General features: G+C 66.1%; 26 protein-coding genes. 13 read left to right on the top strand and 13 right to left on the bottom strand.

Annotated features, from left to right (window positions below; genetic code table 11):
• The first annotated feature begins 1 nt into the window (after window position 1).
• From BLEFHOIH_RS19155 to BLEFHOIH_RS19130, 6 genes are all read left to right on the top strand, one after another.
• Window positions 2-1,522, top strand: coding sequence for an NADH-quinone oxidoreductase subunit M (locus BLEFHOIH_RS19155; RefSeq protein WP_088347631.1), 1,521 nt, complete (start codon window positions 2-4; stop codon window positions 1,520-1,522).
• The gene (nuoN, locus tag BLEFHOIH_RS19150) at window positions 1,522-2,958 is read left to right on the top strand and encodes an NADH-quinone oxidoreductase subunit NuoN (protein ID WP_088347630.1); all 1,437 of its coding nucleotides are present in this window, start codon (window positions 1,522-1,524) and stop codon (window positions 2,956-2,958) included. Before BLEFHOIH_RS19155 ends, nuoN begins: the two co-directional genes overlap by 1 nt.
• A 12-nt stretch (window positions 2,959-2,970) precedes the next feature.
• Window positions 2,971-3,747: a biotin--[acetyl-CoA-carboxylase] ligase gene (locus tag BLEFHOIH_RS19145; RefSeq protein WP_088347629.1), complete on the top strand. Its 777-nt coding sequence runs from the start codon at window positions 2,971-2,973 to the stop codon at window positions 3,745-3,747.
• The gene (locus BLEFHOIH_RS19140; protein ID WP_088347628.1) at window positions 3,748-5,427 is read left to right on the top strand and encodes a ribonuclease J; all 1,680 of its coding nucleotides are present in this window, start codon (window positions 3,748-3,750) and stop codon (window positions 5,425-5,427) included. It abuts the gene before it with no gap.
• A 34-nt stretch (window positions 5,428-5,461) separates the two neighbouring features.
• Window positions 5,462-5,866, top strand: a complete 405-nt coding sequence (gene mce, locus BLEFHOIH_RS19135; RefSeq protein ID WP_088347707.1) for a methylmalonyl-CoA epimerase — start codon at window positions 5,462-5,464, stop codon at window positions 5,864-5,866.
• Between the two features lie 385 nt (window positions 5,867-6,251).
• Entirely contained in the window at window positions 6,252-6,512 is a 261-nt protein-coding gene (locus BLEFHOIH_RS19130; RefSeq protein WP_088347627.1) for a DUF1467 family protein, read from the top strand.
• 147 nt (window positions 6,513-6,659) lie between these two features.
• Here the strand turns inward: BLEFHOIH_RS19130 and BLEFHOIH_RS19125 are convergent, their stop codons facing one another.
• The 3 genes from BLEFHOIH_RS19125 to BLEFHOIH_RS19115 form a co-directional block, all read right to left on the bottom strand.
• Complete coding sequence (locus tag BLEFHOIH_RS19125) at window positions 6,660-7,793, bottom strand: M20/M25/M40 family metallo-hydrolase (protein WP_088347626.1); 1,134 nt, start codon at window positions 7,791-7,793, stop codon at window positions 6,660-6,662.
• Window positions 7,794-7,839: 46 nt separating this feature from the next.
• Window positions 7,840-8,124 carry a helix-turn-helix domain-containing protein gene (locus BLEFHOIH_RS19120; protein WP_088347706.1) on the bottom strand — a complete coding sequence of 95 codons (285 nt, stop codon included), beginning with the start codon at window positions 8,122-8,124 and terminating at the stop codon, window positions 7,840-7,842.
• Between the two features lie 92 nt (window positions 8,125-8,216).
• The gene (locus BLEFHOIH_RS19115; RefSeq protein ID WP_245297092.1) at window positions 8,217-8,444 is read right to left on the bottom strand and encodes a BrnT family toxin; all 228 of its coding nucleotides are present in this window, start codon (window positions 8,442-8,444) and stop codon (window positions 8,217-8,219) included.
• Window positions 8,445-8,631: 187 nt separating this feature from the next.
• On the opposite strand from BLEFHOIH_RS19115, the gene BLEFHOIH_RS19110 reads away from it, so the two are divergent.
• From BLEFHOIH_RS19110 to BLEFHOIH_RS19080, 7 genes are all read left to right on the top strand, one after another.
• Window positions 8,632-9,888, top strand: coding sequence for a branched-chain amino acid ABC transporter substrate-binding protein (locus BLEFHOIH_RS19110; protein ID WP_170937265.1), 1,257 nt, complete (start codon window positions 8,632-8,634; stop codon window positions 9,886-9,888).
• Between the two features lie 153 nt (window positions 9,889-10,041).
• Window positions 10,042-10,998 carry a branched-chain amino acid ABC transporter permease gene (locus BLEFHOIH_RS19105; protein WP_088347625.1) on the top strand — a complete coding sequence of 319 codons (957 nt, stop codon included), beginning with the start codon at window positions 10,042-10,044 and terminating at the stop codon, window positions 10,996-10,998.
• Window positions 10,995-12,281: a branched-chain amino acid ABC transporter permease gene (locus BLEFHOIH_RS19100; protein ID WP_088347624.1), complete on the top strand. Its 1,287-nt coding sequence runs from the start codon at window positions 10,995-10,997 to the stop codon at window positions 12,279-12,281. Before BLEFHOIH_RS19105 ends, BLEFHOIH_RS19100 begins: the two co-directional genes overlap by 4 nt.
• The gene (locus BLEFHOIH_RS19095; RefSeq protein ID WP_088347623.1) at window positions 12,278-13,039 is read left to right on the top strand and encodes an ABC transporter ATP-binding protein; all 762 of its coding nucleotides are present in this window, start codon (window positions 12,278-12,280) and stop codon (window positions 13,037-13,039) included. Before BLEFHOIH_RS19100 ends, BLEFHOIH_RS19095 begins: the two co-directional genes overlap by 4 nt.
• A complete protein-coding gene (locus BLEFHOIH_RS19090) occupies window positions 13,039-13,740 on the top strand; it encodes an ABC transporter ATP-binding protein (RefSeq protein ID WP_088347622.1) in 702 nt (233 codons plus the stop codon). The genes BLEFHOIH_RS19095 and BLEFHOIH_RS19090 overlap by 1 nt, the downstream gene beginning before the upstream one ends.
• Before the next feature lie 233 nt (window positions 13,741-13,973).
• Window positions 13,974-14,729, top strand: a complete 756-nt coding sequence (locus BLEFHOIH_RS19085) for an SDR family NAD(P)-dependent oxidoreductase (protein WP_088347621.1) — start codon at window positions 13,974-13,976, stop codon at window positions 14,727-14,729.
• A complete protein-coding gene (locus tag BLEFHOIH_RS19080; RefSeq protein WP_348626056.1) occupies window positions 14,729-15,337 on the top strand; it encodes a 2-hydroxychromene-2-carboxylate isomerase in 609 nt (202 codons plus the stop codon). Before BLEFHOIH_RS19085 ends, BLEFHOIH_RS19080 begins: the two co-directional genes overlap by 1 nt.
• A gap of 59 nt (window positions 15,338-15,396) precedes the next feature.
• On the opposite strand, the gene BLEFHOIH_RS19075 is transcribed toward BLEFHOIH_RS19080, so the two are convergent.
• From BLEFHOIH_RS19075 to BLEFHOIH_RS19030, 10 genes are all read right to left on the bottom strand, one after another.
• On the bottom strand, window positions 15,397-16,356 hold the full coding sequence (locus BLEFHOIH_RS19075) for a PhnA-like protein (protein WP_088347619.1): 960 nt from the start codon (window positions 16,354-16,356) through the stop codon (window positions 15,397-15,399).
• Between the two features lie 300 nt (window positions 16,357-16,656).
• The gene (locus tag BLEFHOIH_RS19070; RefSeq protein WP_088347618.1) at window positions 16,657-17,940 is read right to left on the bottom strand and encodes an NAD(P)/FAD-dependent oxidoreductase; all 1,284 of its coding nucleotides are present in this window, start codon (window positions 17,938-17,940) and stop codon (window positions 16,657-16,659) included.
• Window positions 17,941-17,971: 31 nt separating this feature from the next.
• Window positions 17,972-18,763 (bottom strand): sulfur oxidation c-type cytochrome SoxA, encoded by a 792-nt coding sequence (gene soxA, locus BLEFHOIH_RS19065; RefSeq protein WP_088347617.1) that lies wholly within the window; start codon window positions 18,761-18,763, stop codon window positions 17,972-17,974.
• Window positions 18,760-19,089, bottom strand: a complete 330-nt coding sequence (gene soxZ, locus BLEFHOIH_RS19060; protein ID WP_088347616.1) for a thiosulfate oxidation carrier complex protein SoxZ — start codon at window positions 19,087-19,089, stop codon at window positions 18,760-18,762. The genes soxA and soxZ overlap by 4 nt, the downstream gene beginning before the upstream one ends.
• Before the next feature lie 2 nt (window positions 19,090-19,091).
• A complete protein-coding gene (locus tag BLEFHOIH_RS19055) occupies window positions 19,092-19,541 on the bottom strand; it encodes a thiosulfate oxidation carrier protein SoxY (protein ID WP_088347615.1) in 450 nt (149 codons plus the stop codon).
• 2 nt (window positions 19,542-19,543) lie between these two features.
• On the bottom strand, window positions 19,544-20,011 hold the full coding sequence (gene soxX, locus BLEFHOIH_RS19050) for a sulfur oxidation c-type cytochrome SoxX (RefSeq protein ID WP_170937264.1): 468 nt from the start codon (window positions 20,009-20,011) through the stop codon (window positions 19,544-19,546).
• Window positions 20,011-22,185: a molybdopterin cofactor-binding domain-containing protein gene (locus BLEFHOIH_RS19045; protein WP_088347614.1), complete on the bottom strand. Its 2,175-nt coding sequence runs from the start codon at window positions 22,183-22,185 to the stop codon at window positions 20,011-20,013. The genes soxX and BLEFHOIH_RS19045 overlap by 1 nt, the downstream gene beginning before the upstream one ends.
• Before the next feature lie 12 nt (window positions 22,186-22,197).
• A complete protein-coding gene (locus BLEFHOIH_RS19040) occupies window positions 22,198-22,653 on the bottom strand; it encodes a (2Fe-2S)-binding protein (RefSeq protein WP_088347613.1) in 456 nt (151 codons plus the stop codon).
• A 332-nt stretch (window positions 22,654-22,985) separates the two neighbouring features.
• Window positions 22,986-23,867: an AraC family transcriptional regulator gene (locus tag BLEFHOIH_RS19035; protein ID WP_088347612.1), complete on the bottom strand. Its 882-nt coding sequence runs from the start codon at window positions 23,865-23,867 to the stop codon at window positions 22,986-22,988.
• Between the two features lie 89 nt (window positions 23,868-23,956).
• Window positions 23,957-26,485, bottom strand: a complete 2,529-nt coding sequence (locus BLEFHOIH_RS19030) for a M10 family metallopeptidase (protein WP_088347611.1) — start codon at window positions 26,483-26,485, stop codon at window positions 23,957-23,959.
• Window positions 26,486-26,525 lie beyond the last annotated feature (40 nt).

Raw genomic sequence — 26,525 nt, 5'->3', positions numbered from 1 at the left:
CATGACCGGCTGGCCGATCCTTTCGACCATCATTTTCCTGCCCCTGGTGGGCGCGTTCTTCATCCTCGTGCTGCGCGGCGATGACGGCGCCGCCATCCGCAACGCCCGCTATATCGCGCTGTGGACGACCATCGTCACCTTCGTCGTTTCGCTGCTGATCTGGCGCGATTTCGACGCCTCCACGGCGGCCTTCCAGTTCGTCGAAAAGCGCGACTGGATCGGCGGCACCATCACCTACCACCTCGGCGTCGACGGCATTTCGATGCTGTTCGTGATCCTGACCACCTTCCTGATGCCGCTCTGCATCCTGGCGAGCTGGCAGTCGGTCGAGAGCCGGGTGAAGGAATATATGATCGCCTTCCTGGTGCTGGAGACGCTGATGATTGGCGTCTTCTGCGCGCTGGACCTGATCGTGTTCTACCTGTTCTTCGAAGGCGGCCTGATCCCGATGTTCCTGATCATCGGCGTCTGGGGCGGCAAGCGGCGCGTCTACGCCTCGTTTAAATTCTTCCTCTACACGCTGCTCGGCTCGGTCTTGATGCTGCTCGCCATCATGGCGATGTACTGGCAGGCTGGCACCACCGACATCCCGACGCTGCTCGCCTTCGACTTCCCGCCGAAGATGCAGACCTGGCTGTGGGTCGCGTTCTTTGCCTCCTTCGCGGTGAAGATGCCGATGTGGCCGGTTCACACCTGGCTGCCGGACGCCCATGTTGAAGCCCCGACCGCCGGCTCCGTCATCCTGGCCGGTGTGCTGCTGAAAATGGGCGGCTACGGCTTCCTGCGCTTCTCGATCCCGATGTTCCCGCTCGCCTCGGCGGACCTCGCGCCGCTCGTCTATGTGCTGAGCGTCGTCGCCATCATCTACACGTCGATGGTCGCCTTCGCGCAGGAAGACATCAAGAAGCTGATCGCCTATTCCTCCGTCGCCCATATGGGCTTCGTCACGCTCGGCGTCTTCACGCTGACGGCGCAGGGCGTGCAGGGCGGCATCTTCCAGATGCTCAGCCACGGCATCGTCTCGGCGGCTCTGTTCCTCTGCGTCGGCGTCATCTACGACCGCATGCACACGCGCGAGATTTCCGCCTATGGCGGCCTTGCCGACCGGATGCCGCTCTATGCCGCCTGCTTCATGGTGTTCACCATGGCCAATGTCGGCCTGCCAGGCACCAGCGGCTTCATCGGCGAGTTCCTCTCGCTGACGGGCGCGTTCCGCATCAACACCTGGGTGGCGCTGTTCGCGACCAGCGGCGTGATCCTGTCGGCAGTCTATGCGCTCTGGCTTTATCGCCGGGTGATCTTCGGCAAGCTGGACAAGCCGAGCCTTGCCGGCATCCTCGATCTCGATGCGCGCGAGATCGCCGTCTTGGCGCCGCTCGTGTTGCTGACGCTGCTTTTCGGCATCTATCCCAAGCCGGTAATGGACGTGACCGCCGTTGCGGTCGACAAGCTGATCGCGGACTATAAGCAGGATCTGGCGGCCGCGATGCCGCCCCAGCTCGCCGCCGCGGAGGAGAAATAATGCCGCCGGCCCTCGCAATCTACGCGCCGATCTTCCCGGAAATCTTCCTCGCCCTCGCCGCGATGGCGCTGCTCATGTACGGCGTCTTCGGCGGCGACCGGGAGAGCGAAGTCCCCGGCTGGCTGGCCGTCCTCATCCTCGCCGCCACAGGCGCGCTGGTGCTCATGCAGGCGCCCGGCGCGGTGCAGCTTTTCGACGGCGCCGTCATCGTCGATGATTTCGCCCGCTTCATGAAGCTCCTGATCCTCGGCGGCTCCGGCTTCGCGCTGATCCTCTCCTTCGACTATCTGCGCGATGCCAAGATCCTGAAATTCGAATTCCCGGTGATCGCGCTGCTCTCGACCGTCGGCATGATGCTGATGGCCTCGGCGAACAACCTGATCTCGCTCTACATGGCGCTGGAGCTGCAAAGCCTCGCGCTCTATGTCCTCTGCGCCTTCCGCCGCGACTCCGTGCTCTCGGCGGAAGCCGGGCTGAAATATTTCGTGCTCGGCGCGCTGTCCTCGGGGCTGCTGCTCTATGGCTGCTCGCTGGTCTACGGCTTCACCGGCACGATGAGCTTCGCCGGCATCGCCTCGGTGCTGCAAACCTCCGGCAGCAATATCGGCCTCGTCTTCGGGCTCGTCTTCATCCTCTGCGGCGTCGCCTTCAAGCTCTCCGCCGTGCCCTTCCATATGTGGACGCCGGACGTCTATCAGGGCGCGCCGACGCCGGTCACCGCCTTCCTCGCCGCCGCGCCGAAGGTCGCCGCCTTCGCCATGCTGATCCGGCTGGTCGAGGACGCCTTCCCGGCGGTCGCCACCGACTGGAAGCAGATCGTCATCGCGGTCTCGGTCGGCTCGATGCTGCTCGGCGCCTTCGCCGCCATCGGCCAGACCAACATCAAGCGCCTAATGGCCTATTCCTCGATCGGCCATGTCGGCTACGCGCTGGTCGGCATCGCGGCGGGCACGCCCGAAGGCGTCAAGGGCGTGATGATCTATCTCGCCATCTATGTGGTGATGACGCTCGGCACCTTCGCCTGCATCCTGGCCATGCGCCGCAAGGGCGGCCATGTCGAGGACATCGCAGAACTGTCCGGCCTGTCGCGCCACCAGCCGATGCTGGCCTTCATGCTGGCCATGCTGCTGTTCTCGATGGCGGGCATTCCGCCGCTCGCCGGCTTCTTCGCCAAATATTTCGTCTTCACCGCCGCGATCCAGGCCGGGCTGTTCTGGCTGGCCGTGCTCGGCGTGCTGACTTCGGTGGTGAGCACCTTCTATTACCTCGCCATCATCTCGAAGATGTACTTCCAGGAACCGGCCGCCAATTTCGAGCCGATGCCGGGCAAGCTGCGCTTCGTGCTCGCCGTCACCGGCGTCATCACGCTGTTCCTGTTCATCCCCATCAATCTCCTGGTGACCGCCGCCGAGGCAGCCGCCAGGTCGCTGTTCTAGGGCGCCAGGGCCATGGCGCATGGTGGCATCGATCTGCCGACCGGCTACAGGCTGGTCTTCCATGAGACGATCGATAGCACCAATGCCGAAGCGCTGCGGCAGGCGGGGCAGGGCGATCCGGGCGGCGTCTGGATCTGGGCCGGCGCGCAGGGCGCGGGGCGCGGGCGCTCCGGGCGGGGCTGGACATCGCCCGAGGGCAATCTCTACGCCAGCCTCCTGATCCGGCCGCGCGTGCCGCTGGTCACCGCCTTGCAGCTTTCGCTGCTGGCGGGCGTCGCCGCCTATGATGCTATCGGCGCGGTCGCGGCGGGCTCCGGCCTGCGCCCCGCGCTGCGGCTGAAATGGCCGAACGACATCCTCTTGGACGGCGGCAAGCTCGGCGGCATCCTGCTGGAGAGCGCCGCCAGCCCCGCGACAGACGCGGCGGCCATCGTCATCGGCACCGGCCTGAACCTGGCCGAGGCGCCCGGCAATCTCGGCCGCGCGGTCGCCTCGCTGGCGGCGGCCGGCATCGACGCCACCCCGGCGCAGACCTTCGCGGCGCTCGCCTGGACCACGGCGGAGTGGATCGCCCGCTGGCGCGACGGCCAGAATTTTCACGAAATCCGCGAGGCCTGGCTCGAACGCGCCAAGCCGCTCGGCGGACCGATCTCGGTCAATCTCGGCGGCACGCGGCTGACAGGCAGCTTTCTCGGCATCGACGAAGCCGGCGCGCTGCGGCTGGCACTGGCCAGCGGCGAGGAGAAACGCATCACGGCGGGCGATGTCGCCATTGGAATCGAGGCTTGAATGGCGGCGCGCGGCAATGAGAACGAGCTGGTCCTCCTCCCCCTTGGCGGGGTGGGCGAGATCGGCATGAACGTCTATCTTTACGGACTCGGCACGCCCCGGCGGCGCAAATGGCTGATGGTCGATCTCGGCGTCACCTTCCCCGACGACCGCGAGCCGGGCGTCGATCTCGTGCTGCCCGACCTGCGTTTCATCGAGGAGGAGCGCAACAATCTCGTCGGCATCCTGATCACCCACGCCCATGAGGACCATTTTGGCGCCGTCGCCGAGATGTGGCCGCGGCTCGGCGCGCCGGTCTACGGCACCAAGTTCACCATGGCGATGCTGAAGGAGAAGCTGCACGAGACGCCCTGGCGCAACGACGTGCCGCTGCATGAAATTCCGCTCGGCGGACGGCTGAATATCGGCCCGTTCGACGTCGATCTCGTCACCATGGCGCATTCCATCCCCGAGACCAGCGCGGTCGCCATCCGCACCGAACTCGGCACCGTGCTGCACACCGCCGATTGGAAGATCGACCTCCATCCGGGCCTCGGCGCGCCGACCGACGAGAAGAAGCTGAGGCTGCTCGGCGACGAGGGCGTCGATGTCGTCGTTAGCGACAGCACCAACATTCTGAGCGACGGCGTCACCGCGTCCGAAAAGGACGTGGCGCTGTCGCTGGCGCAGATCATCAAGCGTGCGCGCGGCCGGGTGGCGATCACCAGCTTTGCCTCGAGCGTCGCGCGGCTCTTGAACATCGCCCACGCCGCCGAAGCCGCCGACCGCCATCTGGTGCTGGTCGGCCGCTCCATGCACCGCATCGTCGATCTGGCGCGCGAGACCGGGCTGTGGCCCGAGAGCGTCAAGACGCTGAACGAGGAAGATTACGGCCATCTGCCGCCGGAAAATGTCGTCGCCCTTTTGACCGGCAGCCAGGGCGAGCCGCGCGCCGCGCTCGCCCGCGTCGCCGAGAACCAGCATCCGCAGGTAACGCTGAGCCGCGGCGATCTGGTGATCTTTTCCGCAAGGGCCATTCCCGGCAATGAAAGCGGCATCATCCGCATCCAGAACAAGCTCGCCGACATGGGCGTCGAGGTGATGACGGAATGGGCCGGCGGCCCGATCCACACCTCAGGCCATCCGCGCCGGGGCGAGGTCGGCCAGCTCTATGACTGGCTGCGCCCGAAAGCCGTCGTCCCCGTGCATGGCGAGTCCCGTCATCTCGAGGCGCATGTGACCTTCGCCCGCGAGCGCGGCATCGCCGCCGTCAGCCAGATGCGCAACGGCAATATGCTGCGCCTGCTGCCCGGCGAGCCCGAGATCGTCGATGACGCGCCGGTCGGCCGCATCTATCGCGACGGCGGCATCCTCATTCCGGGCGACGAGGACTCCATCCGCCAGCGCCGCAAGCTGAGCTTTGTCGGCAGCGTCGTGGTCGCCGTGACGATGACGGCGGCCGGCGAGATGGCGGCGGAGCCGCAAGTGTCGATGTCGGGCGTGCCCAAGCTCGATTCCGGCGGCGATAGTTTCGAGGAGATCGCCATCAAGGCCGCCTTCGGGGCCATTCAGAGCATTCCGCGGGCGCGGCGGAAAAGCCCGGAGCTGGTCGGCGAGGCCGTGCGCAAGTCGGTGCGCGCCGCCATCAACAATGCCTGGGGCAAGAAGCCGATATGCAGCGTCATGGTTTCTGTAGTTTAATCGGCTAGAGACTGACGACCGGGAGGTGGCCGCCATGATCGGACGTTTGAACCATGTCGCCATCGCCGTGCCCGACCTGACCGCCGCCAGCGCGACTTACCGGGACATGCTGGGCGCTGTCCTGTCCGATGCGGTGCCGCAGCCGGATCACGGCGTAACGACGGTTTTCATCGAGCTGCCGAATACCAAGATCGAATTGCTGGAGCCGCTCGGCGCGGAGTCGCCGATCGCGAAGTTTCTGGAACGCAATCCGAATGGCGGCATCCACCATATCTGCTATGAGGTGGACGACATAGGCGCGGCGGCGCGCTCGCTGGTCGAGAAAGGCGCCCGTATCCTCGGCGACGGCACTCCGAAGATCGGGGCGCACGGCAAGCCGGTGCTGTTCCTGCACCCGAAGGATTTCTGCGGCACGCTGGTGGAATTGGAGCAGGCTTAGACGGAGAGGATCGGATCGCCCGGGTTCTCTCAGCGCAGTTCCCGCGAAAGCGGGGGATCCAGTACGCCGCGAGGGGTGAGGCCGGAGCAAGGTTCGATTTCTGAAGATTTGCTCCCCGCTTTCGCCAATTGCGGAAAGGTTCACGTCTAACTGAACCGGCAGTTGCGGGATGATCGACACGCAGTGTCCGGCATCTCCCCCTCACCCGGTCGCTTCGCGCCCGCCCTCTCCCTCGAGGGGAGAGGGCAAAAGAAAGCGGCGTCTCGTTCTTCGCCCTCACCCCTTGCGGGGAGAGGGCTCCCGCCGCAGGCGGGTGGGTGAGGGGGGCTTTCCTCTCACCTCGCGCAAGACCTAGCACCCTGCCGCGGGCAGGCCGGAGACCCAAATGAGCCTGCCCATCGCGCTCGGCATCTATTTCATCTGCTGGTGGCTGGCATTCTTCATCGTGCTGCCCATCGGCGTGCACACTCAGGCCGATGCCGGCGCCATCGAACCCGGCACGGCGGACAGCGCCCCCGTCACGCATCACATCCTGCGAAAAGCTCTCGGCGCGACGGCGCTCTCCATCGTCATCTTCGGCGCCGTCTACGCAATAGCCACGTACCACCTCATCCCCTGGGAGCGCATCCCCACCTCGCTCTATTAGCGGCGCCCCAAACTCGTCGCCCCGGCCGGAGAGCCGGGGCCTACTCGCATCTCCTCTTGCCGCAGTGAGCGCGGGTCGGCCATTGGGTCCCGGCTCGCCGCTTCGCGGCGTCCGGGACGACGAGGCAATGCATTATTCCCCCCCTGCCTACTCCAGCGCCAGCAACAGCCCCGCCATCAGCCGCCCGCGCTCGGCGAGGCTCGCCACCTCGATATGCTCATTCAGCGTATGATAGCCCGAACCGCGCAGGCCGAGGCCATCGAGCGTCGGAATGCCCGCCGCGCCGGTGAAGTTCCCGTCTGAGCCGCCGCCCGAGCTGCCATGCGGCAAGTCCAGCCCCAGCGAGGCCGCGACCGTCCGCGCCGTCTCGTAGAGCCGCATGGTCGCCGCGTCCGCCTCCCAGACCGGGCGCACCACGCTCAGCTCGACCTGAAAGCCGACGCCGTCCGCATCGCCATGGCTCAGCGCCAGCATCCGCTCGATGCCGGCGTCGAGATCGGACTGGCGCTTGGCCATGCTCAGCACCTCGGCGCGGCATTCCGTGGCGACGCAATTCACCCACTGCCCGCCATGCACGACGCCGACGCTGAAGGTGCAATCCTCGCCGGTCATCGCCTCGATGGCGAGGATCTGCTTCGCCATTTCCCGGATCGCCGAGCGCCCGTCCTTGAGCCTCGCGCCCGCATGGCTGGCGCGGCCTGTCGCCGTCAGCTTGAACCGCGCGATGGCGTAGCGCCCGGTGGTGACGCCGTGGCCCTGGCTCGCCGGCTCGGGCACCAGCACATTTTTGTGGCGGCTGGCCTCGGCCAGGATCAGCTCGCGCGTGCCTGGACTGCCGATTTCCTCGTCGCAGGTGAGCAGTACATGCACCGGCAAGGGCGTCGCGGCACCCGCATTGGCGAGCGCGTGCACCGCCTGCAGCGCGATGAAGCCGCCGCCCTTCATATCGAGAATGCCAGGGCCGTAGCAGCGCCCGCCATCCAGCCGGAAGGGCAGCCTGCCCAGCGTGCCGATAGGGTGCACCGTATCGAGATGCGCCATGATGAGGATGCCCGGCTCACCGGCGCGCGGATGCGGAAAGGCCGCCCGCGCGCAGGCTCCGAGACCGGGCGGGGCAGGCAGCGGCTCGACCAGCGCGCCCATGTCCCACAGGTCGGCGGCGGCCACCCCGACCATCCGGCTGACGGCCGCCGCGTCGTAAGTCGGGCTCTCGCTCTCAACCCAACGCCTCAGACCTGCCAGCATGGTTTCGGTGTTGAAGGCCAGTTGCGTTACATCCATATGGGAGGGGTCTCCTGTGGCTGCGGTTGAGGCGAATGTTCGATCGTCACGCAAGCGGCTTCAGAGCCTTGCTGACCGCGTCCGGCGCGCGCGCAATGACGGTCAGATAGGCGCGGGCCGCCTGATCCGGCTCCGAGCGGCCTTGCTCCCAATCGCGTAAGGTGCCGATCGGAATATGAAATCTGGCGGCAAATTCCTCCTGGCTCAGCCCGAGAGCGCGCCGGATGATCCGCGCCGGCGGCGTCCGCTTCAGCCGCGCGAAATCGGCATCCGTGAGGGGCTGGGCATCGGGATCGCTCTCGGCCGCAATCCGCCGCTCGGCATCCGTCATGGCGTCGAAGCGCTCCCAATCGGCTTTGGATGCGCGCGCGCGCTCAGCGGTTTTCTTCATCATATCGCCGTTGCTCACGAGGTTCGGCTCCCCTAGCGGATCGCTTCACCGCGAAGCGCATAGGCGACGCACAGGCAGCGCTGTTCGACCAGGCCGCTGATAACATAGCGGTCTTCGCCGTAATCAGGCCGATCATCGCAGAACTCGACTGCGAACGGGTCACGGACAATCACGCTGGCCGTCTCAAACCCGATGCCGTGCTTGGCGAGCTTTTCGGCGGTCTTGGTGGCGTCCCATTCGAATTGGGCTTGGATCATCATCCTACGGTCTACCCGTAGTTTGTCAAATCATCTATTCGGGCGATCACGGAGCGGCTCAGCAAAACTGATATCTCCGCAATACTGTCCCTCCTCCCCGAAGGTAAGGCTTGATTTTCGCCAGGACCTTGGGTCAACTAAATTGGTAATAATTTAGCCGGGGCAACAGCCGGCGCCAGGGAGAGAGACAATGAAACAGCGCCTTGCTCTGCGGAGTCTGGCGGCGGGAGTGTTTTGCCTGCCGTTACTTGCCGCCTCCGCCCATGCCGCCGACCCGATCAAAATCGGCTTCATCGATCCTCTCTCCGGCCCCTTCGCGACGACCGGCGAGAACGGCCTCGCCGAGTTCAAATTCGCGGCGGAGCGGCTGGTCAACGAGAAGGGCGGGGTGCTCGGCGGGCGCAATTTCGAGATCGTGCCCTTCGACAATCAGGTCAGCCCGAAAGAGACGCTGATCAAGCTGCAGGCCGCCATCGACGAGGGCGTGCGCTTCGTGGTGCAGGGCAACAGCTCGGGCGTCGCCAACGCGCTGACGGACGCGGTCAAGAAGCACAATGAGCGCAATCCCGACAAGCGCGTGATCTATCTCAACTATTCGGCGGTCGATCCGGCGCTGACCAACGAGAACTGCAATTTCTGGCATTTCCGGCTCGACGCCAATGCCGACATCAAGATGGACGCGCTGACCGATGTGATGGCGAAGAACAAGGCCATCACCAAGGTCTATATCGTCGGCCAGGATTATTCCTTCGGCAAGGCGGTGGCGGACGGCGCGGTTCGCGACCTTGCCAAGAAGCGGCCCGAAATCGAGATCGTCGGCAATGAGCTGCACCCGATCGGCAAGGTGAAGGATTTTACGCCCTATGCGCGCAAGATCATCGCCTCGGGCGCCAATGCGGTCATCACCGGCAATTGGGGCTCGGACATGGTCGGCCTCGGCAAGGCGATTATCGACGCCGGCTATAAGGGGCCGATCTACACCTATTACGCCGCCTCGAACGGCATCACCAAGACGTTCGGGGCGGACGGCAAGAACGTCATCCGGGTGGTCAGCGAAGGGCAGGGCAATCCGCCGCCGTCGAAATCCGGCGCCGAATACATCACGGCGTTCAAGGCCAAGAACCCCAATAATGACGTCGTCCAGCCGCGCGTCGCCAACACCATCCAGTTGCTGAAATCGGCGATCGAGAAGGCCGGTACGACGGAGGCCGTCGCGGTCGCCAAGGCGATGGAGGGGCTGGAGATCGACGGCGTGCTCGGAGGCAAGGTCAAGATGCGCGCCGACGACCATCAGGCCATCCAGGACATCCACATCCAGGTGCACACGGATGAGGGCATCACCTTCCCGCTCGACAATTCGGCCTATGGGCTGCTGGTCGAGAACACGGTGACGAATGCGGGCGCGGATTCGCTGACGACCTGCAAGATGGAGCGGCCTGCGAACTGATCGCGGCGCCGTGCCAGCGGCCCCCCTCACCCGGTCGCTGACGCCCCCGCCCTCTCCCTCAAGGGGAGAGGGCTAAAACAAAAAGCCCCGTTCTTCGCCGATAAGCGGGTGGGTGAGGGGGCTTTCTCAGCGAAACCATCGGCCAAGGCACCCATGGAACTGATCGCCATCACCCTGTTCGACGGCCTGGTCATGGGGCTGTTGCTGTTCATGCTGTCGAGCGGGCTGACCCTCATCTTCTCGATGATGGGGGTTTTGAATTTCGCCCATGCCAGCTTCTACATGCTCGGCGCCTATTTCGGCTTCCAGATCAGCCAGTCGATCGGCTTCTGGCCGGCCCTCGTCATCGCCCCGATCATCGTCGGCATAGCGGGCGCGCTGGTCGAGCGCTACGGTCTGCGCCGCGTCCACAAATATGGCCACGTGCCCGAGCTGATCTTCACTTTCGGCCTCGCGCTGGTCATCGAGGAATTCGTCAATTTCGTCTGGGGACGCGACCAAAAACCGTTCCAGGAGCCGGACTCGCTGCATTTCGCGCTGTTCCATCTGCATGGCTACGCCTTCCCCGCCTATAAGGTGTTCATGATCTTCGTGGCGGTCGGCATCTTCCTTGTGCTGCTCACCATCCTGACCCGCACGCGCATCGGCCTCGTCATCCAGGCCGCGCTCAGCCATCCCGAAACCGTGCAGAATCTCGGCCATAATGTGCCGCTGGTCTTCATGGGCGTGTTCGGCGTCGGCACGGCGCTGGCGGGGCTGGCGGGCGTCATTGCCGGACCGGCGCTCGGCACCTTCCCCGGCATGGCCTTCCTGCTCGGCTCGATCGTCTTCGTCACTATCGTGGTCGGCGGGCTCGGCTCGCTCTGGGGGGCGCTGATCGCCTCGCTGCTGATCGGCTGGCTGCAAACCTTTGCCGCCTCCTACAATCTGCGCTTCGCCGACATCCTGACCGCGCTCGGCTTCACCCGCCCGCTGCGCATCGCCGACAGCGTCTTCCGCGATCTGTGGACGCTGACCTTGCCGCAGATCGGGCCGATCCTGCCTTACTTCGTCATGGTGCTCGTCCTCGCCATCCGCCCGCAGGGCCTGTTCGGGAAGCGCGAGCTATGACCATCGCCCCCACCTCGGATCGCCAGCCGCAAGACACCCTGACGGGAAGCCAATGGCGGGCGGCGCTGCCCTGGCTGATCGCCTTCGCGCTCTTGCTCGCCTTGCCCTTCGTCTTCCGCTCCAGTTCGGCCATCACGGTCATGAACCAGATGGCGATCACGGTGATCTTCGCGCTGAGCTACAACATGCTGCTGGGCCAGGGCGGGATGCTGTCCTTCGGCCACGCCGTCTATATGGGCCTCGGCGGCTTCTTCGCCGTGCATGTGATGAACACGCTGCTGGTGCCCCTGCCGCTGCTGCCGCTGTTCGGCGGGCTGTTCGGGCTGATCTTCGCCATCATCGTCGGCGCCTTCTCGACGCGGCGCGCGGGCACCGTCTTCGCCATGATCTCGCTCGGCGTCGGCGAACTGGTCGCGGCCTCCTCGATCATCATCGTCTCATTCTTCGGCGGCGAGGCCGGGGTCAAGGGCGACCGCACCGAAGCGCCCGCCTTCCTCGGCATCAATTTCGCGTCGCAGACGCAGGTCTATTACCTGATCGCCGCTTGGATGTTCCTCTCGGCCCTTGCCATGTATCTGTTCACCCGCACGCCCGCCGGCCGCATGGCCAACGCCGTCCGCGACAATGAGGAACGCGCTGAATTCCTTGGCTATTCGCAGCGCACCGTCCGCTTCATGTCCTTCTGCGCTGCGGGATTCTTCGCCGGGATCGCCGGCGCCCTCATCGCCATCAATTTCGAGATCCTGACCGAGGAAAACCTCAACCTCACCTCCTCCGGCGTCATCCTGCTGGTGACCTTCCTCGGCGGTGTCGGCTTCTTCATCGGCCCGATCGTCGGTGCGGTGGCGTTCACCCTGCTGCAATCGGTGCTCAGCCTGCAAACCGACCTCTGGCAACTCTATGTCGGCCTCCTGTTTCTGCTGGCGGTGATGTTCTTCCCCGGCGGCCTGACCGGCGTGCTGGCCATGCATGGCCCAGCCTGGCGGCACGGCAAGCTCGGCCTGCTGACCGTGCCCTATCTGAAGCTGACCGCCGTCGTCGTGACGGGGATCCTGGCGGCGGCCTGTTTCCTCGAAATCCTGTTTCATGTCCGCCATGCCTCGGTCGGCGAGAACACGATGCGCCTGTTCAAGCTGACCATCGACACCCATGCGGTCTGGCCCTGGCTCGCGACCGGCGGCGTCGCGCTGATCTGCCTTGCCCTCGCCAACCGGCTCGCACCTGACGTGAAAGCCGCCTGGGATGCGGCGAACCTGCCTGCAAAAGGGAGCGCGCGGCGATGAGTATCCCGGCGGTCGAACTTACCGGCGTGCACAAAAGCTTCGGCAAGGCGAAGATCATTTGCGGCGTCGATCTCAGCGTCGCGCCGGGCGAGCGCCATGCCATCATCGGTCCGAACGGCGCGGGCAAATCCACCCTGTTCAACCTCATCACCGGCCGCTTCGCCCCGACGCAGGGCACTATCCGCCTGCATGGCGAGGAGATCCAGGGGCGCCCGCCCTATGAGATCAACCGGCGCGGTCTCAGCCGCTCCTTTCAGATCACCAACATCTTCCCGCAGCTCAGCGTCTTCGAAAACGTCCGCTGCGCGCTGCTCTGGCCGATGGGCCTCCGCTATTCCTTCTGGCACCTCGTCTCCGGCCAGTCCGAGCTGAACGCCCGCGCCGACGACATTCTCGAGCGCATCAACCTCGCCGGGCGCCGCAACGTCCCGGCGGGCCTGCTCGCCTATGCCGAGCAGCGGGCGCTGGAAATCGGCATCACCATCGCCGGCGGCGCCGAGGTCATCATGCTCGACGAGCCGACCGCCGGCATGAGCCATTCCGAGACCGACGCCATCGTCGCCCTGATCCGGCAGGTGACGGAGGGCAAGACCCTCATCATGGTTGAGCACGATATGGGCGTCGTCTTCAACCTCGCCGACCGCATCTCCGTGCTGGTCTATGGCCAGATCGTCGCCAGCGACACGCCGGAAGCGGTGCGCGCCAACGCGAAGGTGCAGGAAGCCTATCTCGGCGCGGCGCTGGAGGCGGCGGAGTGATGCTCGAAATCCACGACATGCACGCTTACTACGGCAAGAGCCACATCCTGCGCGGCGTCGATATGCGCATCGGGGCGGGCGAGATCGTCGCGCTGCTCGGCCGCAACGGCGTCGGGCGCTCGACGACCTGCAAGGCGATCATCGGCGAAGTGCCGCCGCTGGGGTCGATCCTGTTCAAGGGCGCCGAGATCGCGGGGCGCAAATCCTACGACATCGCCCGGCTCGGCATCGGCTACGTGCCGGAGAACCGCAACATCTTCGCCGGGCTGACGACGCGGCAGAACCTCATCCTCGGCATCAAGCCGGGGCAGGACATTGCCGCCAGCCGCTGGTCGATGGAGGACATGTTCGCGCTCTTCCCCAATCTGCGCGCCCGTGCCGATGTCGATGCGACGGTCTTGTCCGGCGGCGAGCAGCAGATGCTGACCATGTGCCGGACCCTCATGGGCGACCCCGATTTCATCATGATCGACGAGCCGACCGAGGGATTGTCGCCGCAGATGACTCAGCGCGTCGCCGATCTCCTGCACGAGATCGTGCGGCGGGGCGTGTCGATCCTGCTGGTCGAGCAGAAGCTGACCATTGCCATGAAGGTCTCGGCCCGCGTCTATGTGATGGGCCATGGCCGGGTGGTGTTTGAAGGCACGCCCGCCGCGCTGGATGCCAACCGCCAGATCCGCAGCGAGTGGCTGGAGATTTGAGGGCATGAATGGGTTGTTTTTTCGCAATCCCAGCGAAGGCGGGGATCCAGTACGCCGCAGCATTTGAGGTTGAGCAGAGCGCGACGGCTGGTTCCGGGATTACTGGATCCCCGCCTTCGCGGGGATTTCGTCAGAGCATTGTATTGGTCCATTCAATCCAATCCCGCCCCAGCTCTTTCCAATCCGGGCGAACGCTGCCATTTCAGTAGGCTGAGGACTCAAGGAGCGCAGCCATGACGGACCAGAAACAGGCGCGCAATGCGACGGTGGCCGTAGTCGGAGCGGGCGATTACATCGGCGCGGCCATCGCCAAACGGTTCGCCATCGAAGGCTATGCGATCTTCGCCGGACGCCGCACGGCGGACAAGCTGGTGCCCTTGCAGCAGGCCATCGAAGCGCATGGCGGCGTCTGCGTCGCGCGCGGGATGGATGCGCGCAAGGAGGAGGATGTCGCCGCCTTCCTCGCCGCAGCCGAGGCCCACGCGCCGCTCGAAGCGGTCATCTTCAACATCGGCGGCAACGTTAATTTCCCGCTGCTGGAGACCACCGAGCGCGTCTTCCGCAAGGTCTGGGAAATGGCATGTTACAGCGGCTTCCTCACCGGACGCGAGGCCGCCCGGCTGATGCTGCCGCGCGGAAAAGGCTCGATCTTCTTCACCGGCGCGACGGCCAGCCTGCGCGGCGGTTCGGGCTATGCGGCCTTCGCCAGCGCCAAGGCCGGGCTCAGGATGGCCGCGCAGAGCATGGCGCGCGAACTCGGCCCCAAAGGCATCCACGTCGCCCATCTCGTCATCGATGCGGGCGTCGATACCGCCTTCGTGCGCGAGCGGATCCGGGCGCGCGGCGGCGACGCGGCGGTCGACGCCCTGCCGTCCGATGCGCTGATGGACCCCGCCTCCGTGGCCGAGGCCTATTGGTACATGCACAATCAGGCGCGGGACGCCTGGACCTTCGAGCTCGATCTCAGGCCCTTTGCGGAGACATGGTGATGCAGGTTGATTTCCTCTTCGATTTCGCCAGCCCGAACGCCTATTTCGCCCATAAGGTGATCCCCGAAATCGAGGCGCGGACCGGCGAGACATTCGCCTACAGGCCGGTGCTGCTCGGCGGCATCTTCAAGTCGACCGGCAACAAGGCGCCGATGTATCAGTTCGCCGGCATCCGCAACAAGCTCGCCTATGAGGAACTCGAAACGCGCCGCTTCATCGCGCGCCATGGGCTTGCCGCCTACAAGCACAACCCGCATTTCCCGGTCAATTCGGTGCTGATGATGCGGCTTGCCACCGCCGCCGAGATGGACGGCAATCTGGCCGCCTATGTTGAGGCCGGTTTCCATTTCATGTGGGAGGACGAGAGGAAGATGGACGATCCCGAGATCGTCCGCGCAGCGCTCGTGGAAAGCGGCTTCGACGCGGACCTGATGCTCGCCCGCGCCGTCGAGGACGAGGTCAAGACGCGGCTGCGCGAAAATACCGACAACGCCGTCGCGCGGGGCGCTTTCGGCATTCCGACCGTCTTCGTGGATGATGAGATCTTCTTCGGCAAGGACCGGCTGCGGGATGTCGAGGAGCTGATCCTGGCGCGCCAGGGGGGCTAGGGCTCGGTGGCGCGGCGGTCGGGCCGTGTGGCCTTGCCGCCGCGCCGCTTCCTGAGCCGCTACTTGCGATCCGCCGGAATGGTGGCTTGCCTGTGGGCGCCGAACGGATGGCTGATGGTCGATTCCACCGCGCCCATCCGGCCGCCGAGCCAGGCCGCGATCGCGCCGAGAACCAAGGAGATCGCCGCGAACAGGGCGCCTCGTGACACGGCATGAGCGGCTACGTCGGCGGCTTCGGCAGCCCTGGCCTTGGCGGTTTCCACCGCTTGCCTGTATTGCTGCTCATATTGGGCGACCTGCGTGCGGGCCTGCTCGACCGAGATGTTCTGCGCGCGGGCGAGCGCCTGGGTTGCGCGCTCGCGGGCTTCGCCCGCTTGGGCGGGGTCGCCGCTTATGACGGCCCGCATCGCTGCAATCGCGTTGTCGCGGAGCGCACCCGGATCGTCGCCGCCGGACGTGCCTCGGACCGTCCGCTCGATCGATGCGAACGGATCGGTTCCGTCGGCAACGGCGCTCTGAACCGCGCCGCCGGCGGTGGAGGCGGCTGTGCCGACGGCGTTCGAAAGAGTGTTGTACGCGCCGCCGATGATGCCGCCGATGCTCGAGGTGAGCAGGTAGAAGATCACCAGCGTGGTGAGGGCCCAGGCGGTCAGGCCATGCCAGCCCGCAATGGCTTCTTGCGGCCGGCCGGCGAGGCGCCCCGCGGTATAGCCGCCGGCAAGGGCCGCCAGGATGCCGGACAGCGCCCACCAGATCCCGGCTCCGACCGAGAAGCTTGTCACGGACGGATTGTTGACGGCGCCGCCCGAGGGATCGAGCGTCGCCGCGCCGATGCCGATGCCGAACATGTTGAGAATGAGCTGGGTCACGAGCGCGACCACCACGCCGCCCAGCACCGCGCTCCAGGAGAGGCGGTTGAGCAGCATCGTGCGCGCATCGTCGGCCGCGGTTGTGGTCGTGAAACGCGCGGCGTCGGGATCGCCGCGGTCGCGCAGCGTGTCGGGGTGAACGTCAACCATGGTGTGGCTCCTCCTGGGGCGGATTGCTTGACAGCTCGCGGGACGATTGCCGCGCACGGCTGCCACGGAAACATCAAGTCCAGAAAGAATGTTCCAATTATTCAACCCGTGCCGGAAATAGAGCCGGAATACCTTCGAATATCATGTGTTGAAACGGCAAATGCTCGCAACATTGTTAGAACATTTATTAGGATCGGGGCAAATGAGGGAGAACATCTCCGCAACAAGCGTTGCCGCGCTTTCATTTATAGTTAACGGGTTTGCCCCTCTCTAGCCGGTCCCGCCGCGACCCGGGCGGGCTCACAAGAACATCGCGGCCGTCAGCTCGCCATACCAGGCGGCGGACTCAGCGTAGGTGTCGCGGCGGACCTCCGCGCTTTCGTCCGGCTTCGACAGGAAGGCGCTGCGCTCGGTGATCTTCGCCTCGGACGGAGCGTAGGCGCCGCCGATCTTCACGCTGTCATCGGCGGCGATCAGGCTCCAGCAGGTATTGGCGAATTCCAGCGCGGGCTTGGCGCCGCCGGTGAGTTCGGCGCGGATGACGCTGGCGGCGGCGCGCGCCTGGCTGGCGGCGGAGAAGGCGGATTTCGGCATGTCGCCGGGGATGCAGGCATCGCCCACGACGAAGACCGCCGGGTCCATGCGCGAGGCCATGGTGAAGGCGTCGATCGGGCAATAATTGTCGCCATTGGTCAGACCCGCCTCGCGGGCGATGCGTCCCGCCGTCTGGCGCGGGATGACGTTGACGAGCGCCGCGCCCGCATAGGTCTCGAAGCCGGTGACGACGGTCATCGTCGCCGGATCGACCGACTGCACGCCGCCATGGATCGATTGCGGCAGCCACTCGATGACGCCGGGATAGTATTTCTCCCAGCCGGCCTGGAACAGCCCCTGCTTGGAGAACCGCTCCTTCGGGTCGAGGATGACGATGCGCGCCTTGCTCTTGCCGGCGGTCTTCAGCGCCCAGGCCATCATCGAGGCGCGCTCATAGGGGCCGGGCGGGCAGCGATAAGGCGCGGGCGGCGCGATCATCACGATCAACCCGCCGTCCGGCACCGCCTCGATCTGGCTTTTCAGCAGCCGCGTCTGCGCGCCGCCCTTCCAGGCGTGCGGCATCCGCTCCTCGGCGGCGGCGGACCAGCCGGGCACCGAGCCGTAATCGAGGTCGATGCCGGGGGCCATGACCAGCCGGTCATAGGGCAGCCGCGCGCCGCCTTGCAGCACGACTTCGCGGCGCTGGCGGTCGACGGTGGCGGCGAGGTCGTGTGCGACGGTCACGCCCGGCAGCTTGGCGACGATTCCGTAATCGAAGGTCAGCGTCTCGATGCGCTGGAATCCGCCGAGATAGAGGTTGGAGTAGAAGCAGGTGGTGTATTGCCGCTGCGCCTCGACCAGCGTGATGTCGAAGGCGTTGGCGCCCGCATTGACCAGCTCGCGCAGGACGATCAGCCCGCCGGGGCCGCCGCCGATGATGACGACCTTCGGCTTGGCCTGCGCCAGGGCAGGTGTCGCCAGACGGGCCGTCGCCAGCCCCGCGCCGAGCATTGCCGTGCCTTTGAGAAAGTCCCGTCTTGTCGCGCTCATCGCCGTCCTCCAGCCCTCTGCGGTTCAGCGTTTATTTCCGGATCGCGGGGGCGTCGATGGCGAGGCCCTCCGCGCGTTTGGCGAGATAAAGTTCAAGGCTCAGATAATCGGGCGAGCCGGAATCGGCCTGCTCGGCGCGCACGCCGAAGGCGCAGGCGCGCAGCCGCCGGTGCAGCGACCCGGCGCTTTGCCACTCGATGCGGTAGACCGGATAGCCGACGCCGACGCCATGGCTGATCGTATCGCCGCGCAATCGCTGTCCGGCCCGGTCGACATGGCACTGCGCGCAGGACAGGTTCAACTGGCCCTGGCGCTGGCTGAACAGCGCCTTGCCGCGCTCGAAATAGGGCGCGGCGGGACCGGTGACGTCGACCGCCATGGGCCGCCCGCGCGATTGGGCCGCGATATAGGCGGTCAGCGACAGCAGCTCGTTGGTTTCGTAGCGGTAGGGCTCGGCGACCATGCGGCGCGACCGGCAATCATTGATCCGCAGCTCCAGGTTGAGCAATTTGCCGGAAGCTGCATCGAACGCGGGATAGCGCGCGGCGACGCCCTTCATGCTTTGCTTTGCATCGCCATGGCAGCTCTGGCAGGATTTGCCCGCCTTACCATCCACCGCGCTCCAAAGCCGCTCGCCTTCCTCCAGCCAGAGCACGCCGGGATTGGCGAACGCGTCCGCCTGCATGGCCTTCAGCTCCTGCGACAGGAAGGCCGAGCCCGAGACCGGCGCGCGCGGCACCTCCTGCGCCCCCGCGGGGACCACGGACAGCGCCGTCAGCGCCGCGAGCCACCCAGCGCCGATGGCCGCCCGGAATGCGTTCATCCCACGACCGCCAGCAGCTTGCGCTCGACCGTCGCCGCGCCCTTCTGGTCGGTCCAGGTGAAGACGAGTTCGCCGGTTTCGGTCGCGACGGTCGTGAAGATCACATAGGGGTTGGCGGAGACGCCCGGGTTCAGCTCCATGCCAAAGACCTCCTCGCCCGCATAGGTGACGGTGAAGCTCTTGATGATGTCGCGCGGGATCGGCTGGCCGCGATTGTCGGTGCGGTAGCCGGTCTCCATGACGTGGCGGACGAGCGCCTTGATCTCGACGATCTCGCCCTTTTTGGCTTCGGCGGGCATCGATATGCGGGCGGGTGCGAGCGCCATGTCTAACCTCCGTCGATGCAGGCGGCGATGGTGACGACGACATTGCGCTCGTCGGAATAGAAGCGCCCGTCGCTCATTTCCGCGATGGCGGTGACGCGCTGCGAAGCGGCCAGCCGGATGTTGGTGGAGACTTTTGCGCGCCCCGCCCGCGCGCCCAGCCGGAAGCTGGCAATGTGGGCGATGGGGTTCTTTTCCGAAAAAATGTGGATCGCCTTGACGTGGTCCTGCGCCGTCATCGGGCTCTCGACGCTGACGGTGGTGAAGACCGAAAGCCCGTTCTCCGCGATCTGGGGAATGCCGAGCGTGACCCGCCCGCGCTCGACGGCCGCGCCGCGCGTCTTCTCGGCGATGGCGTCCTCGAGCTGGGTCGCGGCACGGGCCTCCGGCGCGCGCACGAGGGCAGCGCCCGCGAGAGCGGCGGCGGCTTGCATGATCTGCCTGCGCGTCGGCATGGTCACTCCTTCAGCCCGGCCAGATAGGCGACAACGTCCTCGATCTGCTGCGCGTCGAGCGCCGGACGCCCGCGATAGTCGGCGGCGACATTGGTGAGGCCACCCACTCGATAGTAGGGCGGCATCACCGTCTCCGCATTGATGCGCGACTGATCGACCAGCCGGAGCCGGATCTGGCCTGCCGTCAGCCGGTTGCCGACGCCGCCGAGCGAGGGTCCGATTTCACCCTGAAACAGCTCGTCGGGCAAGGGCAGGGCGTGGCAGATCAGGCAATTGCCAACGGCGCGGTCGCGGATGATGGTAAGGCCCCGCGCCGCGTCTCCGGTCAGGCCGGCCAGCGGCGCGGGGATGGCGTCGCCGGCGATTTGGAAATCGGCCAGCGCGCCGCCAGCGCGAGACTCATGGGCGGAAAGGCTGGCGATGGCGGCCGCGAGCATTGCCGCCGCCATCGCCGGTTTCTTCGTGCGCATCAAGCCGTTTTCAGGTCGTGATGCCGCAGCGGCAAGGTGCGGATGCGCTTGCCGGTCGCGGCGAAGATGGCGTTCAGCACGGCGGGCGCGGCAACGGCAATCGTCGGCTCGCCGACGCCGCCCCAGAAGCCGCCCGAGGGCATGACGATGGTCTCGACCTCAGGCATTTCGTCGATGCGCATGACCTGATAGGTGTCGAAATTCTCCTGCTCGACCCGGCCATCCTTGATGGTGATCTCGCCATAGAGCGCCGCCGACAGGCCGTAGACGAAGGAGCCTTCCACCTGCGCCTCGATCTGCTGCGGGTTGACGGCATAGCCGCAATCCGTCGCGGCGACGATGCGGTGGACCTTCAGCTTGCCGTCCGTAACGGAGACTTCCGCGCATCCGGCGATATGGCTGCCGAAGGCCGTGCAATGGGCGAGGCCGCGATAGACGCCCGGCGCGGCAGGCTTGCCCCAGCCGGCGCGCTCGGCCACCGCGTTCAGCACCGCGAGGTTTTTCGGGTGGTTCTTCAGCAGCTTGCGGCGGAATTCGAGCGGGTCCTGCTTTGCTTCGTAGGCCAGCTCGTCGATGAAGCATTCCGTGTAGATGGCATTGTGGTTGGCGTTCACGCCGCGCCAGAAGCCCGGCGGGACGTGCGGATTGCGCATGGCGTGCTCGATCAGCAGGTTGGGGAAGCTGTAGCTGATGGCGTGCTCGCCCTTGGGCTGGAAGGTCTGGAAGGCGACCGGATCGACGCCGTTGGCCATCCGCTCCGGCGCGACCGAGGCCAGGATCGACTGGCCGGACAGGCGGATATGCAGGCCGACGATATCGCCCTTCTCGTCCAGGCCCGCCGACAGCTTACACTGCGTGATCGGGTGGTAGGCGCCGTGCAGCATGTCCTCCTCGCGCGACCAGATCAGCTTGACCGGCGTGCCGGGCATTTGCTTGGCGATCAGCACCGCCTGGCGGACATAATCATGGAACGCGCCGCGCCGGCCGAAACCGCCGCCGAGATGGATCTTGGTGACGTCGCATTGCGCCTGCGGCAGGTCGGCCGCCTCGCTGCACGCGGCCAGAGCCGCCTCGCCATTCTGCGTCGGGCACCAGACGTCGCAGCGGTCCTGCGTCCACAGCGCCGTGGCGTTCATCGGCTCCATGGTAGCGTGGTTCTGATAGGGATAGCCGTAGACCGCCTCATATTTCTTCGTCGCCTTAGCGATCGCGCCCAGCGCATCGCCGTTCTGGTTGCCGACTGCCGCCTTCTCCGCCGTCAGCCCTTCCTTGAGGAATTCGCCGATCGACGCGCTGGAGACTTTCTCGTTCGGCCCGTTGTCCCAGACGATCGGCAGCGCATCGAGCGCGGTCTTGGCCTGCCACCAGGTCTGCGCGACGACCGCGACGGCGCTGTCGCCGACGCGCACCACCGCCTTGACGCCCGGCATGGTCTTCACCGTGCTGTCGTCGAAGCTGGCGAGCTTGCCGCCGAAGACCGGGCAATCCTTGATCGCCGCATTGAGCATGCCCGGCAGCTTCAGGTCGATGCCGTAGACCTGCTTGCCGGTCAGCTTGTCGGCGGTGTCCAGGCGCTTAAGCGGTTTGCCGGCGATCTTCCAGTCCTTGGGGTCCTTCAGCTTGACGCCTTCCGGCACCGGCAGCTTACCCGCCGCCGCCGCGACCTTGCCGAAGCTGACTTTTTTGCCCGAAGCCGTGTGGGTGATGATGCTGTTCTCCGCCCGGCATTCGGCGGGCTTGACGCCCCATTCCTGCGCGGCAGCCTGGATCAGCATTTCGCGCGCCGTCGCGCCGCCCATGCGGACATATTCATGGCTTTCGCGGATGCCCCGGCTGCCGCCGGTCGAATAGCTCTGCCAGATGCGGTTGCGCTTCAGGTTGGTGCCGGGGGTCGGATATTCGGTCGTCACCTTCGACCAGTCGCATTCCAGCTCCTCGGCGACGAGCTGGGCGAGGCCGGTCAGCGTGCCCTGGCCCATTTCCGAGCGGGCGACGCGCACCACGATGGTGTCGTCCGGCTTCACCACCACCCAGGCGTTGACTTCATCGGGCTGCGCGGCATCGGCCATGGCGGCGGTGGCGACCGGCAGGCGCATACCGAGCGTCAACCCGGCAGCGGCGGAGGCCGCGCCGATCACGAAGCCACGGCGGGAGAGATTCAAACTCTGTGTCATGATGCGCGCTCCCTATGCCTTGTTGCCGGCCGCGAGGTGGATGCCCCGGCGCACGCGGTTATAGGTGCCGCAGCGGCAGATATTGGTGATCTCGGCATTGATGTCGGCGTCGGTCGGCTTCGGGTTTTTCGCCAGCAGCGCGGCGCTCGCCATGATCATGCCGGCCTGGCAATAGCCGCATTGCGGCACGTCCAGCTCCGCCCAGGCCTTCTGCACCGGATGCGATCCGTCCGCCGACAGCCCTTCGATGGTGGTGATCTTGTCGCTCGCCTGGACCGAGCCAAGCGGCAGCACGCAGGAGCGCTGCGCCTCGCCGTTGACATGCACCGTACAGGCGCCGCAGGCGGCGATGCCGCAGCCATATTTCGTGCCGGTGAGGCCAAGCTGTTCGCGCAGCACCCAGAGAAGCGGTGTCGCTTCATCCGCCTCGACCGTCAGCGTTTGTCCGTTCACGTTGATCTGCGCCATGGAACCGGCACCTCCTCCTTGTGCGAGCCACGCGTTTTCCGCGCGTTTGAAAATGGGGATGGCCGCCGCCTGCGTCTTGCGCGAAATCGGCGGATCGGCAGATGCCCCCGCAGCTTACGCGGAATTGGGGCCGGGAGCAGCTCGTATTGAAGTCGTGGATTGCGCCCGGACAGGTGTGTGCCGCCTCTCGCCACGCGTCGATCTATGCGGCGTTTTCAGCTCCCATTTCTGTCGCCCCGGCCGTAAGAGCCTTACCGCTTGCCGCAGCGTTCCCGGACGGGCCATTGGATCCCGGCTCGGCCTTCGGCCGTCCGGGACGACGGCCGGTCGGCTTAGCCCAAGCGGATCTGCCGCCAGCGCGCGGGAGGCGAACCGGTATGACGGGCGAAGGCGGTGGTGAAATGGGCCTGGTCGGAATAGCCGACCGCGCTCGCCACGGCGGCCAGCGGCAGATCGCGCCGGCGCAGCAGGGTTTTGGCCTGCTCGACGCGCATGGCGGTGAAATAGCGGTGCGGGGTCACGCCGGTCGATTGCCGGAAGGCGCGGCCGAAGGCGCTGATGCTCAGGCCGCATTCATCGGCCAGCTCGGAGAGGCCGATATTCTCCGCCAGCCGCGCCCGCATCAGCGCGAAGATGCGCCCGAGCGCCGCCGGGGCAAGGCCGGTCGCGACGCGCCCCGGCGTGCCGGACGAGCGCCGTAGATGGCGCGCGAGCGCCAGCGCCAGCCCTTCGCATTCCAGCGCCTCGCCGCCTCGCGCCGCCGCGGCCTCGAAGGCGCCGCCCGCCCGCCAGAGCCAGTCGTCGCGCTCATTCTGCGCCAGCCGGATCTCAGCCCCGGCGCCGTCATCGGCGGCAAAATCGGGGCCGAGCGCGATGCTGAGCAGGGTCATGGCGCCGTCGCGCAGGCGAACGCTGCGCCGCGTCCCGGCGGGGACGATGGTGATGCTTCCGGCGCGGTCCGGGCGATCGACGGGTGCGGCTCCGTCGGCCTCCGCATAGGTCATCGCGGTGCCGCCGCTGAGGGTGATGAGGATGCGGTGGTGCGGCTCGCAATGTTCGAAGAGGATTTCGCCGTCATAGCGGGAGGCGACGATGGACGCCTCGAAACCCGGCATGGCGAAATTGAAGAGGTGGGCGCCGCCTCTGCTGTTCCGCAACCGGTAATAATGCGTCATCCGCGCCTCGTTCCGCCTTGGCTCGGGGAATGGGGTCATGCACCTCAGTCCCGGCAGGCTACGACGGCGCCGATTTTGGAACAGTTCAAATCTCGGCCAGGGCGTTCAACTTATCGAGAGCGGACCGCTTACAGAAGGATGTCGCTCGCATGCAGCATGGCGATGTTGAGGATGTTGATCTGGAAATCGGCGGCGCTGTCGCCGTCAATGTCGCCCGCGAGGACGCCGCCGGCGAAATGCAGCTCGCCCGCCGTGCCGGAAAACGCCGCCCCGCTGATGAAGCTGAAAGCCTGATCGCTGCCCGCATTGGCATCGGCGTCGATGAGGCGCAGATCGATCTTGTCGGCGCCCTGGGCAAAGTCCCAGATCGTATCCGCCGCACCGGCCTGGGAATCGCCCGCCGCGATATAGAGGAACACATCCGCCCCGGCATTGCCGAAAAGCGCGTCGGCGCCCTCGCCGCCGATGAGAAAGTCGTTGCCGCCGCGGGCATACAGAATGTCGGTGCCGCCGGCGCCATAGAGCACGTTGGCGTAATCGTCGCCGCGCAAACTGTCGTCGAAACCGGACCCGTAAAGGCGCTCGATCGCGCTGAAGCGGTCGCCGGCGGCTTCGCCCGTGTTCAGGCTTGCGAACTGCATGTCGACCAGCACGGCGCCGGCGGCATTGACGTAGCTCGCCATGTCGATGCCGTTGCCGCCCTGGAGCATGTCGGCGCCTTCGCCGCCCATCAGCGTGTCGTGCCCCTCGCCGCCGGCGAGGATGTCATTGCCGGCACGGCCGCTCAGCATGTCGTCGCCGCCGCCGCCATAGAGGATATTCGCCATCGCATCGCCGCGCAGGTCGTCGCCGAAGGCCGAGCCCATGACGTTCTCGATGGAAAGGTAGCTGTCTCCCGCCGCCTCGCCGGTATTGATGCCCGGCGTCAGCAGATCGGCCATCAGGCCGGTCGGCGCATAGGCGTAGCTGGCCAGGTCCATGCCGTTGCCGCCATCGAGATGATCGGCGCCCGCCAGCCCCAGCAGCGTGTCGTTGCCCTCGCCGCCCAGCAGCGTGTCGTTGCCGCCCCGGCCGAACAGGGCGTCATTGCCGCCCGCGCCGAAGATCACATTGGCCGCGTCGGTGCCCCACAGGCCGTCGGCAAAGGCCGATCCGAATAAATTCTCGATCGAAACATAGCCATCGCCCCGCGCCTCTCCCGCATTGACCATGGGGTTGAGCAGATCGGCGATCACATAGCTCGCCGCGATGCCGTAACTGGCAATATCCACGCCGGCGCCGCCATCGAGCAGATCCATGCCCAGCATGCCGATCAGCGCGTCATTGTCGTTGCCGCCGAACAGCGCATCATTGCCGCCCCGGCCGTAAAGCACGTCGTCGCCATCGCCGCCGATGAGGGTGTTGGGCATCTCATTGCCGCGCAGCGTGTCGGCAAAGCTGGTGCCGACGATGCCCTCGATGGTGGCGTAGCGGTCGCCGGCCGCCTCGCCGGTGTTGTAGGCGGGGAGCAGCAGCTCGGCGAGCACGCCCGTCGCCGCGCCGGCGTAGGATGCGATGTCGAAGCCGGCGCCGCCGGTCAGCATATCGCCGCCGGGGCCGCCGATGAGCGTATCGTGACCGTCGCCGCCGGCCAGCGCGTCATTGCCGCCATTGCCCCAGAGCGTGTTCGCGGTCTGATTGCCCAAGATGGCGTCGTTGCCGGAGCCGCCTTCGGCATTTTCGATGAGCGACATCCAGCTCCCGGTGTAAAGCAGGGCATTGGCGATGTTGCCCACCGCGACCCGCGAGCCGTCATAAAAAAGGCTCGCCAATTGCGCCGCCGAGGTCGTGGTCCATTCGCCGGGCCGCAGATCGATCCGCAGGTTGGTGCTGTAATTGGACAGGTCGTAGCTGTCGATCCCGCCGCCGTCCCAGAGGGTCATGAAGATCTTATTGCCGCCGGCATCGCTCTGCGCGGCGCCGTTGATCGACATCTGGCCGGTGGTCGGGCTCCAGCTATAGACGCTGTCGCCCGCATTGGTGGCGTAGTTCGCGCCGTAGAGATATTGCAGCGCGGCGATGTCGTACATCATCAGCGACTGCGCGAAGCCGAAATTCTCGTTGGTATAGCCCATATTGACCGACGCGCCGGCGAAGGACCGGTAGCTCATGACCGTGTATTCCATGGAGTCGCGTCCGACCGGAACGGCGTAGCCGGAATGGGCGTGGTCGAGGCCGAGCGTATGGCCGGTTTCGTGCAGGAAGGTCATGTAGGCGTAATCGCCCTTGACCGGGCTGTCATATTGGCCGGAGGAATTGTTGTACCAGGAGTCTCCCGCCTCGGCGTCGGTGTCGGGGTAATAGCCCCAGGCGGTGCCGGGCGCATCGGAACTGGCGTAGCGCAAGGTCGCGCCCGGCGCGGCGGATCCGGTCAGTTCGGTGAAGGTGAGATTGACGCTCGAGGCGATGTTCGCGAGCACGTCCCGCGTCGCCGTCTTCTGCGCGGTGTTCAACACGCCGAAGGCATCCTGCGGCTCGCCGTCGCCATAATTGGCGCCATAGGCGCCGGCGGAGGCCGGGAAACTATAGGTGAGCGCGGTGGACGCCCATTTCACGCCGGACATGACGCCGTCGATATAGGGGTTGCCGGTGGGGCCGTAGCGGCTGATTGCGGGCATGTCGAATTCCTTTTTTCTGGCGAGGGCGGTGAGGGACGGC

Source organism: Rhodomicrobium sp. R_RK_3 (assembly GCF_002198715.1).
Classification (GTDB): Bacteria; Pseudomonadota; Alphaproteobacteria; order Rhizobiales; family Rhodomicrobiaceae; genus R-RK-3.
The sequence above is the reverse complement of the archived record's forward strand: the minus strand, read 5'-3'. Positions and strand labels throughout refer to the sequence as shown.

Excerpts from the sequence above, each read along its gene's own strand:
- BLEFHOIH_RS19155 (WP_088347631.1), top strand. The coding sequence starts at position 2 with ATGACCGGCTGGCCGATCCTTTCGACCATCATTTTCCTGCCCCTGGTG.
- nuoN (WP_088347630.1), top strand. The coding sequence starts at position 1,522 with ATGCCGCCGGCCCTCGCAATCTACGCGCCGATCTTCCCGGAAATCTTC.
- BLEFHOIH_RS19145 (WP_088347629.1), top strand. The coding sequence starts at position 2,971 with ATGGCGCATGGTGGCATCGATCTGCCGACCGGCTACAGGCTGGTCTTC.
- BLEFHOIH_RS19140 (WP_088347628.1), top strand. The coding sequence starts at position 3,748 with ATGGCGGCGCGCGGCAATGAGAACGAGCTGGTCCTCCTCCCCCTTGGC.
- mce (WP_088347707.1), top strand. The coding sequence starts at position 5,462 with ATGATCGGACGTTTGAACCATGTCGCCATCGCCGTGCCCGACCTGACC.
- BLEFHOIH_RS19130 (WP_088347627.1), top strand. The coding sequence starts at position 6,252 with ATGAGCCTGCCCATCGCGCTCGGCATCTATTTCATCTGCTGGTGGCTG.
- BLEFHOIH_RS19125 (WP_088347626.1), bottom strand. The coding sequence starts at position 7,793 with ATGGATGTAACGCAACTGGCCTTCAACACCGAAACCATGCTGGCAGGT.
- BLEFHOIH_RS19120 (WP_088347706.1), bottom strand. The coding sequence starts at position 8,124 with ATGACGGATGCCGAGCGGCGGATTGCGGCCGAGAGCGATCCCGATGCC.
- BLEFHOIH_RS19115 (WP_245297092.1), bottom strand. The coding sequence starts at position 8,444 with ATGATGATCCAAGCCCAATTCGAATGGGACGCCACCAAGACCGCCGAA.
- BLEFHOIH_RS19110 (WP_170937265.1), top strand. The coding sequence starts at position 8,632 with ATGAAACAGCGCCTTGCTCTGCGGAGTCTGGCGGCGGGAGTGTTTTGC.
- BLEFHOIH_RS19105 (WP_088347625.1), top strand. The coding sequence starts at position 10,042 with ATGGAACTGATCGCCATCACCCTGTTCGACGGCCTGGTCATGGGGCTG.
- BLEFHOIH_RS19100 (WP_088347624.1), top strand. The coding sequence starts at position 10,995 with ATGACCATCGCCCCCACCTCGGATCGCCAGCCGCAAGACACCCTGACG.
- BLEFHOIH_RS19095 (WP_088347623.1), top strand. The coding sequence starts at position 12,278 with ATGAGTATCCCGGCGGTCGAACTTACCGGCGTGCACAAAAGCTTCGGC.
- BLEFHOIH_RS19090 (WP_088347622.1), top strand. The coding sequence starts at position 13,039 with ATGCTCGAAATCCACGACATGCACGCTTACTACGGCAAGAGCCACATC.
- BLEFHOIH_RS19085 (WP_088347621.1), top strand. The coding sequence starts at position 13,974 with ATGACGGACCAGAAACAGGCGCGCAATGCGACGGTGGCCGTAGTCGGA.
- BLEFHOIH_RS19080 (WP_348626056.1), top strand. The coding sequence starts at position 14,729 with ATGCAGGTTGATTTCCTCTTCGATTTCGCCAGCCCGAACGCCTATTTC.
- BLEFHOIH_RS19075 (WP_088347619.1), bottom strand. The coding sequence starts at position 16,356 with ATGGTTGACGTTCACCCCGACACGCTGCGCGACCGCGGCGATCCCGAC.
- BLEFHOIH_RS19070 (WP_088347618.1), bottom strand. The coding sequence starts at position 17,940 with ATGAGCGCGACAAGACGGGACTTTCTCAAAGGCACGGCAATGCTCGGC.
- soxA (WP_088347617.1), bottom strand. The coding sequence starts at position 18,763 with ATGAACGCATTCCGGGCGGCCATCGGCGCTGGGTGGCTCGCGGCGCTG.
- soxZ (WP_088347616.1), bottom strand. The coding sequence starts at position 19,089 with ATGGCGCTCGCACCCGCCCGCATATCGATGCCCGCCGAAGCCAAAAAG.
- BLEFHOIH_RS19055 (WP_088347615.1), bottom strand. The coding sequence starts at position 19,541 with ATGCCGACGCGCAGGCAGATCATGCAAGCCGCCGCCGCTCTCGCGGGC.
- soxX (WP_170937264.1), bottom strand. The coding sequence starts at position 20,011 with ATGCGCACGAAGAAACCGGCGATGGCGGCGGCAATGCTCGCGGCCGCC.
- BLEFHOIH_RS19045 (WP_088347614.1), bottom strand. The coding sequence starts at position 22,185 with ATGACACAGAGTTTGAATCTCTCCCGCCGTGGCTTCGTGATCGGCGCG.
- BLEFHOIH_RS19040 (WP_088347613.1), bottom strand. The coding sequence starts at position 22,653 with ATGGCGCAGATCAACGTGAACGGACAAACGCTGACGGTCGAGGCGGAT.
- BLEFHOIH_RS19035 (WP_088347612.1), bottom strand. The coding sequence starts at position 23,867 with ATGACCCCATTCCCCGAGCCAAGGCGGAACGAGGCGCGGATGACGCAT.
- BLEFHOIH_RS19030 (WP_088347611.1), bottom strand. The coding sequence starts at position 26,485 with ATGCCCGCAATCAGCCGCTACGGCCCCACCGGCAACCCCTATATCGAC.